This window comes from Haliscomenobacter sp., assembly GCF_041740695.1.
GTDB lineage: Bacteria > Bacteroidota > Bacteroidia > Chitinophagales > Saprospiraceae > Haliscomenobacter.
Map to the genome: position 1 here is coordinate 55,340 of NZ_JBGSLK010000070.1, position 8,690 is coordinate 64,029.

General features: G+C 46.7%; 8 protein-coding genes and 1 tRNA gene. All 9 read left to right on the top strand.

The genetic code is table 11. The annotated features are described in order from the left end of the window. Window positions 1-50: 50 nt before the first annotated feature. Window positions 51-1,247 carry an elongation factor Tu gene (tuf, locus tag ACEW9O_RS14815; protein ID WP_373550950.1) on the top strand — a complete coding sequence of 399 codons (1,197 nt, stop codon included), beginning with the start codon at window positions 51-53 and terminating at the stop codon, window positions 1,245-1,247. A gap of 198 nt (window positions 1,248-1,445) precedes the next feature. Further along, window positions 1,446-1,521 (top strand) — tRNA-Trp (locus ACEW9O_RS14820). A 155-nt stretch (window positions 1,522-1,676) separates the two neighbouring features. Further along, window positions 1,677-1,865: a preprotein translocase subunit SecE gene (gene secE, locus ACEW9O_RS14825; RefSeq protein ID WP_373550951.1), complete on the top strand. Its 189-nt coding sequence runs from the start codon at window positions 1,677-1,679 to the stop codon at window positions 1,863-1,865. A 113-nt stretch (window positions 1,866-1,978) separates the two neighbouring features. After that, complete coding sequence (nusG, locus tag ACEW9O_RS14830; protein ID WP_373550952.1) at window positions 1,979-2,527, top strand: transcription termination/antitermination protein NusG; 549 nt, start codon at window positions 1,979-1,981, stop codon at window positions 2,525-2,527. Between the two features lie 190 nt (window positions 2,528-2,717). Beyond that, entirely contained in the window at window positions 2,718-3,176 is a 459-nt protein-coding gene (rplK, locus tag ACEW9O_RS14835; RefSeq protein ID WP_373550953.1) for a 50S ribosomal protein L11, read from the top strand. Window positions 3,177-3,245: 69 nt separating this feature from the next. After that, window positions 3,246-3,938: a 50S ribosomal protein L1 gene (gene rplA, locus ACEW9O_RS14840; RefSeq protein ID WP_373550954.1), complete on the top strand. Its 693-nt coding sequence runs from the start codon at window positions 3,246-3,248 to the stop codon at window positions 3,936-3,938. 19 nt (window positions 3,939-3,957) lie between these two features. Further along, window positions 3,958-4,500, top strand: a complete 543-nt coding sequence (rplJ, locus tag ACEW9O_RS14845) for a 50S ribosomal protein L10 (protein WP_373550955.1) — start codon at window positions 3,958-3,960, stop codon at window positions 4,498-4,500. A gap of 181 nt (window positions 4,501-4,681) precedes the next feature. Continuing rightward, window positions 4,682-5,062: a 50S ribosomal protein L7/L12 gene (rplL, locus tag ACEW9O_RS14850; protein ID WP_373550956.1), complete on the top strand. Its 381-nt coding sequence runs from the start codon at window positions 4,682-4,684 to the stop codon at window positions 5,060-5,062. Between the two features lie 314 nt (window positions 5,063-5,376). After that, window positions 5,377-8,690 (top strand): DNA-directed RNA polymerase subunit beta (rpoB, locus tag ACEW9O_RS14855; protein ID WP_373550957.1); only part of this gene is annotated, 3,314 nt, incomplete at its 3' end.

Here is an 8,690-nt window from a genome sequence, read left to right on the forward strand (position 1 = left end):
GGTCATAGATGCTTTTTGTTTCATAATTTACATCCAAAAATTCTATACTGATGGCTAAGGGAACATTCGAAAGAAATAAGCCTCACGTAAACATCGGCACAATCGGCCACGTTGACCACGGCAAAACGACGCTTACGGCTGCAATTACTACTGTTCTCGCTTCTAAGGGTCTAGCAGAGAAAAAAGATTACGACTCAATCGACGCTGCTCCAGAAGAAAAGGAAAGAGGTATCACGATCAATACAGCGCACGTTGAATACGAAACTGAAAAGCGCCACTATGCTCACGTAGACTGTCCGGGTCACGCCGACTACGTTAAGAACATGGTAACGGGTGCTGCTCAGATGGACGGTGCAATTTTGGTTTGTGCTGCAACTGACGGTCCAATGCCACAAACGCGCGAGCACATCCTTTTGGCTCGCCAGGTAGGTGTTCCTGCAATTGTTGTGTTCATGAATAAGGTTGACCTTGTTGATGACCCCGAAATGTTGGAACTGGTAGAAATGGAAGTTCGCGAGTTGTTGGACACTTATCAGTTTGATGGTGACAATGCTGCAGTTATCCAAGGTTCTGCTCTGAAAGCGCTGGAAGGGGATCCAGTTTACGTTCAACGCATCATGGATCTGATGGACGCAGTAGATGCACAAATCCCAGAACCAATCCGTTTGACTGATAAGCCTTTCTTGATGCCTATCGAAGACGTGTTCTCTATCACTGGTCGTGGTACAGTAGCTACAGGTCGTATCGAACGTGGTATCATCAAAGTAGGTGAATCGGTTGAGATCATCGGTATGCAGAAAGAAGGTGAGAAACCATTGGTTTCTACGGTTACAGGTGTGGAAATGTTCCGCAAGATCCTCGACCGTGGTGAAGCTGGTGACAATGCTGGTATCCTGCTCCGTGGTATCGACAAAGAAGCCATCCGTCGTGGTATGGTTATTTGCGCTCCTAACTCAGTTAAACCTCACGTTGAATTCAAGTGTGAAGTGTATGTACTGAGCAAAGAGGAAGGTGGCCGTCACACTCCATTTTTCAAAGGCTACCGCCCACAGTTCTACTTCCGTACCACGGACGTAACTGGCGACTGTACGCTTCCTGATGGAGTAGAAATGGTAATGCCTGGTGACAACGTAACCTTGAATGTGAAACTGTTGAGCCCTATCGCTATGGAAAAGGGTCTTCGTTTTGCGATTCGTGAAGGTGGCCGTACCGTAGGTGCAGGTCAGGTTACTGAAATCCTCAAGTAGTAGTCACACCCCTCGCGGGTGTTAAACTAAACATCTCTGCGTGGGTGTTGTTGACCTGACATCCCAGGACTGTTCTCTTGAAGGCATTAATACTTGTAACGGATGCGTAGAGAAATTTCTCTACAATCACGATATAATATGGAAAAGTAAGCATCTCACCAGCGGTGAGGTGCTTAACTTTTCGATACCATACCACACACGGGCATAGCTCAGCTGGTAGAGCGACGGTCTCCAAAACCGTAGGCCGAGGGTTCAAATCCTTCTGCCCGTGCCATTTCTCCCAACCTATGGCTTTAGCCGTAGGCGGGAAATACTCCAAACCAACCCATGGATTTATTCGTGGGTGGGAAAAATAGTGGCTAACCCACGAATTTATTCGTGGTACATTCGTGCGGAGTCAGAATCTGAGGGTAAGTATAAACCACACACATGGAAAAGATTCAACTTTACTTAAGAGAAAGCTACCAGGAACTAGTCAAAAACGTATCCTGGCCAACTTGGGCAAATTTACAGGCAAATGCAGTAGCCGTTGTGGTTGCAGTATTGCTCTTGGCAACAATTGTGTTTCTGATGGACGTGGTTTCCAAGTTTACATTGGACCTCATCTACGGAATCTAAATAAAATGAAGTGCCGTAAGGCATTCGACAGTTCAGTCCTGTCGAGTGCCTTTTGGCGTTTGTTTAATGATTAAACTTGTTTACAGGTTTGTCGAATAAATTGGTAGAGATCGATGTCTGAAGATAAAAAATGGTACTCATTAAGGGTGATCAGCGGCAAAGAGCGCAAAATCAAAGAGCGCATTGATGCTGAAATTCTGCGCAATGAATGGAATTCATTTATCTCGTCGGTCGTCGTACCTACCGAAAAGGTCTACAAGATCCGCAACGGTAAAAAAGTAATTTCTGAGCGCAACATTTTACCCGGCTACTTGCTTGTGGAAGCAGTGGCTGGAAAACTGAGTGGGGAAGTTGTACAAGTAATTGCCAATGTACCCAATGTCATTCATTTTTTGGGCAAAAACACGCCTGAACCCATGAAAGACGCCGAAGCCAATCGCCTCTTGGGTAAAGTGGACGAATCTCAAGCTGCAGGTGAGTCCCTGATTGAACCATTCATCGTTGGTGAAACCATCAAAATTGTGGATGGACCATTCAGCGAATTCATTGGCGATATTCAGGAAGTGAACGAGGAGAAGAAAAAGCTGAAGGTGATTGTAAAAATCTTTGGCCGGGGCACCGAAGTCGAATTGGGCTTCATGCAGGTGGAAAAAACCTCGTAGGTTCAACCCTATGTGGTTGAACGTTTGTGGTTGACCATTGCAAAATGGTGACCACGAAGGGTCACCATTACAGATTGATTTTCAATATATCGCGTAAAAAGTATCGTTGTTGTTGTTCCTCCGGAATGTGAGCCGGAATGAAACGCTTCCCATCCAACAGCTTTACTCAGCGGTAAAATTATTTACTAAAATGGCAAAGGAAGTAGAAGTTTTCATCAAACTTCAGGTCAAAGGCGGTCAGGCAAACCCAGCTCCCCCCATCGGTCCGGCACTCGGTTCCAAAGGGGTGAACATCATGGAGTTTTGCAAGCGCTTCAATGCCGCTACCCAGGATAAAATGGGTAAGATACTTCCGGTGGTGATCTCGGTTTATAAGGACAAGTCCTTTGAATTCGTGATCAAAACGCCACCGGCAGCTATCCAACTCATGGAAGCCTCCAAAACCCAAAAGGGTTCTGCTGAATCCAATCGGAAAAAGGTAGGTACCGTAACTTGGGATCAGGTAAAAGCGATCGCTGAAGACAAAATGCCCGACCTCAACTGCTTCACTATCGAATCTGCTATGAAAATGATAGCTGGTACGGCACGCAGTATGGGGCTGAACATCTCAGGCACTCCTCCTTGGGGCGGTGCAGAAGTGGAGGCATAATCTTATTTCTTCAAAAGGGAGTCGGCGGCTGAATGCAGTAACCGACGTTGACCTTAAATCTTTTTTGACATGGCAAAAGTTGGAAAGAAAAGAGCCGCTGTCAATGCCAAAGTAGACCGCAATAAGCTGTATACTCTGGAAGAAGGAACTGCTCTAATGAAAGACGTGAACTTGACCAAGTTTGATGCTTCGGTTGACATTCACGTACGCCTGGGTGTCGATCCACGTAAACCGGATCAAGCACTCCGTGGCACCGTAGGTCTGCCACACGGTACGGGTAAAACCAAACGTGTAGCTGTATTTTGTACTCCGGAAAAAGCCGAAGAAGCAAAAGCAGCAGGTGCAGATTACGTAGGTTTGGAAGACCTGATCCAAAAGGTTCAGGAAGGTTGGACGGATGTCGACGTAATCATCGCAATGCCACAAACCATGGCTGCGTTGGGTAAAGTTGCCCGTATCCTCGGCCCTCGTGGCTTGATGCCCAACCCTAAAACTGGTACGGTAACCACCAACATCGGGGAAGCAGTTTCCGAAGTAAAGAAGGGTAAGATTTCCTTCCGCGTTGACAAGACGGGTATCATTCACGCTTCAGTTGGTCGGGTGTCTTTTGACCCTACCCAATTGATCGAGAACATCAATGAATTGCTGAATACACTACAACGTATGAAGCCTTCAACTGCTAAGGGCACTTACATGAAAAGTATTACCCTTGCTACTACGATGAGTCCAGGTGTGAAGATTGATCCCAAAGTGATTCGCTAAGTTTAAAAACAGGAGTCAAATGAATAAGGCTGAAAAGACAGTAACTATCGAAGAGTTGAAGGAGCAGTTTGGAGAAAATAACTATTTCTACCTTGCTGATGCTTCTACCATGTCGGTAACCAATGTCAACAAATTCAGAAAGCTTTGCTTCGAAAATGGTGTCTCTATGCAAGTCATAAAGAACACCTTGGTGAAGAAAGCACTGGAGGGCACTCCTGCTGAGAAAAATTACGCTAGCATTTTTGAAGCACTCCATGGTCCTACCGCCATTTTGTTCTCCAATGATCCCGATGCACCTGCCAACTCGGTTGCTAAAATGCTGAAAGACTATCGTCGTTCAGGTAGTGACCGCCCGTTGTTGAAAGCTGCTTATGTGGATTCTGCGGTGTTCATCGGCGATGATCAATTGGATGCATTGACCAAACTCAAGTCCAAGCAAGATTTGTTGGGCGAATTGATTGGTCTGCTTCAATCACCTGCAAAAAACCTCGTCAGTGCCCTGCAATCTGGTGGTTCTACCATCGCCGGATTGGTCAAGGCTCTCGAAGAGCGCCAAGCGTAATCCCAACCTATGGATTTATCCATGGGAGGGAATACGGGGTCCAACCCACGAATTCATTCGTGGGACATTCCCGTACCTCAGCAAACCCACAAGAATGTTTGTGGGTTGCACACGGTTAAGGCTTCCAAGCTAACCGCTCATTATATACCATTTTCAAACCACTTTTTTAAAAGACATAACAATGGCTGATTTGAAAGCTCTTGCGGAAACGCTTGTAAATTTGACGGTTAAAGATGTTCAGGAACTGGCTGGTATCCTGAAGGACGATTACGGCATTGAGCCTGCTGCTGCTGCTGTAGCAATGGTTGCTGGCCCAGCTTCTGCTGATGCTGCTCCTGCTGCTGTTGAACAAACCGAATTCGACGTTATCCTTCAGTCTGGTGGTGCCAACAAACTGAACGTGGTTAAAGAAGTGAAAAACCTCTTGGGTCTTGGCTTGAAAGAAGCAAAAGACTTGGTTGACGGTGCTCCACAACCACTGAAGACTGGAATTTCTAAAGACGAAGCTGAGTCTTTGAAAGCTAAGTTAACAGAAGCTGGCGCTCAGGTAGAAATTAAATAATTTCTCCTTGCGCAAGCCAAAAGCAATTAGTTACATTGACTTTTACTAGTATAGCTTTTGGAATGGGCAGTGCTTCAAAAATGATTTTTTGAAGCACCAGGGCTTAGGAAATCGACCTTGGTTGTTTCCTAAGCCCATTGCCATATACTTTGTATTGTACATTTTGTGATTTTTATGCGAAAAAATGAAACTTTTTTAACATTGGTTTCATTTACTAGTCAGGAAAACCACTACATAGTTTGACTTGACTATTTTGTACCCCTCGGCTATAAAGGCTTGGGGCTTTTACCATCAACAACAAACTTGTTGCGCAGATGATATTCAATGGTAAAGCACAATCGGCTGAAGCGAAGCGTATTACCTTCAGCAAAACTAAATTTCCCACTCCTTATCCTGATTTCCTTGAAATTCAGCTGAAGTCCTTTCAAGAGTTTTTCCAACTGGAAACAACTCCCGAAAACCGGATGAACGAAGGATTATACAAGGTGTTTCAGGAAAATTTCCCAATCACGGATGCGAGAAACATCTTCGTACTCGAGTTTCTGGATTATTTCATCGACCCTCCCCGTTACAGCATTGAAGAATGTATGCAACGTGGTCTGACCTATAGCGTCCCGCTTAAGGCTAAACTGCGCTTGTCCTGTAACGATGAGGAACACGTCGACTTCCAAACCATTGTACAAGATGTGTTCCTGGGGAACATTCCGTACATGACGCCCAAAGGTACTTTTATGATCAATGGTGCCGAGCGTGTGATCGTATCACAGCTCCACCGTTCACCAGGGGTATTTTTTGGTCAAAGTGTACACCCCAACGGTACCAAAATTTATTCTGCCCGGGTTATCCCTTTTAAAGGTGCCTGGATGGAATTTGCTACCGACATCAACACCGTAATGTATGCGTACATCGACCGGAAGAAGAAATTCCCGGTCACTACGCTGTTGCGTGCCATCGGTTACGACACCGACAAAGCTATCTTGGATATCTTTGACCTGGCCGACGAAGTAACTGCTACCCGTGAGGCGCTCGAAAAAAGCATCGGCCGTAAATTGGCTGCTCGTGTATTGCGCAGCTGGACCGAAGACTTTGTAGACGAAGATACGGGTGAAGTGGTAACCATCGAACGGAATGAGATCATTCTGGAGCGCGATACCATTTTGGACGAAGACAATATTGAAGCAATCCTGGATGCATCGGTGGCTACGGTCATCCTGCAAAAAGAAGACATCGAACAGGATTACTCCATTATCTATAATACCTTGCAAAAGGACCCGACCAGTTCTGAACTGGAAGCGGTACAATACATCTATCGCCAGTTGCGCGGTACTGATCCCCCCGATGAAGAAACGGCGCGTGGCATCATCGAGAAGTTGTTCTTCTCTGATAAACGTTACAACCTGGGTGAAGTAGGGCGCTACAAGATCAACAAGAAACTGCAGTTGGATATCTCGGAAGAGGTATTGGTGTTGACCAAAGAAGACATCATCTCCATCGTTCGGTTCTTGGTGACCTTAATGAACCAAATGGCGGAAATCGACGACATCGATCACCTGGAAAACCGCCGGGTACGCACCGTAGGTGAGCAATTGTATGCTCAGTTTGGTGTAGGTCTGGCGCGGATGGCCCGTACCATTCGGGAACGGATGAACGTGCGCGACAACGAGGTATTTACCCCCGTTGATCTGATCAATGCACGTACCCTGTCATCGGTAATTAACTCCTTTTTTGGAACCAGCCAATTGTCACAGTTCCTGGATCAAACCAACCCACTGTCTGAAATCACGCACAAGCGGCGTATTTCTGCACTCGGGCCAGGTGGTTTGTCCCGTGAGCGCGCTGGTTTCGAGGTTCGTGACGTACACTACTCCCACTACGGCCGTTTGTGTACCATCGAAACCCCGGAAGGACCAAACATCGGTTTGATCTCTACCTTGTGCGTACATGCCAAGATCAATAAAATGGGCTTCCTTGAAACCCCTTACCGGAAAGTAATTGAAGGTTTGGTGGAAAAAGTGGAACAACCATTGTACTTGTCAGCAGAAGGGGAAGACAAAATGCGGATTGCCCAGGCCAACGCCTTGCTGAACAATGATGGTAGTTTTGTCAACGATCGTGTGAAGTGTCGTGAGCACGGTGATTTCCCAGTGTTGACTCCCGACGAGATCGACTACATGGACGTAGCGCCCAACCAAATCGTTGGGGTATCTGCTTCCATGATTCCTTTCTTGGAAAACGACGACGCCAACCGCGCCTTGATGGGCTCGAACATGCAACGTCAGGCAGTGCCACTGATTCGTCCACACTCACCAGTAGTAGGTACTGGTTTGGAAGGGAAAGTTGCCCGTGACTCCCGCATGCTCATTAACGCTGAAGGTGAAGGGATGATCGAATATGTGGATGCTACTGAAATCCACGTTCGTTACGACCGCACACCCGAAGAGCAACTAATTTCTTTCGAAGACAACTTGAAGAAATACAACCTCATCAAGTTTACCCGTACCAATCAGGGTACCTGTATCAACCTGCGCCCCATTGTACGCAAAGGCGACCGCGTTGAAAAAGGACAAATCCTTTGTGATGGTTACGCAACTGAAAAGGGTGAATTGGCTTTGGGCCAAAACATGAAGGTAGCCTTCATGCCCTGGAAAGGATACAACTTTGAGGACGCCATCGTAATTTCTGAGCGCGTAGTACGAGAAGACATCTTTACTTCGGTACACATCGAGCACTTTGAAATCGACGTACGCGACACCAAGTTGGGCGAAGAAGAACTGACCAACGATATCCCGAACGTGAGTGAAGAAGCCACCAAAGACCTGGACGAAAACGGGGTCATCCGCATCGGTGCCTGGGTCAAGGAAGGCGACATTCTGATTGGGAAAATCACACCAAAAGGGGAATCCGATCCTACTCCGGAAGAAAAACTTCTGCGTGCCATCTTCGGTGACAAAGCCGGCGACGTGAAAGACGCTTCCTTGAAGGCGCCCCCCTCTACTACGGGTGTGATCATCGACAAGCAACTTTTCGCCCGTGCGAAAAAAGATAAAGTGCAGAAAAACCAGGAGAAAGACGTACTGTCCAAACTGGATGATCAGCACAAAGTCGCGACCAACGAGTTGTTGACCATTTTGGTGGACAAATTGATGCTTTTGTTGAAAGACAAAACTTCACAAGGTATCCGTACCATTTATGGTGATAACCTGCTGGCCAAAGGAGTGAAATTTACCCAGGACACCCTGCGTGACCTGGATTACACCTCTGTAGACTATACCAACTGGACCGATGAGCCGAAATCCAATGAATTTGTTGCCCGTTTGTTGCACAACTACAGCATCAAACTCAACGAAGAAATTGGCCGCTACAAGCGCGAGAAATTCAACGTGAGCATTGGTGACGAGCTTCCAGCGGGTGTACTCAAGCTGGCTAAAGTATACATGGCCAAAAAGCGCAAGCTGAAAGTGGGTGACAAACTTGCTGGACGCCACGGTAACAAAGGTATCGTATCCCGTATCGTTCGGGCTGAAGACATGCCTTTCCTCGAAGATGGAACACCCGTTGACATCGTGTTGAACCCACTCGGGGTACCTTCACGGATGAACTTGGGCCAAATCTTCGAAACCGTATTGGG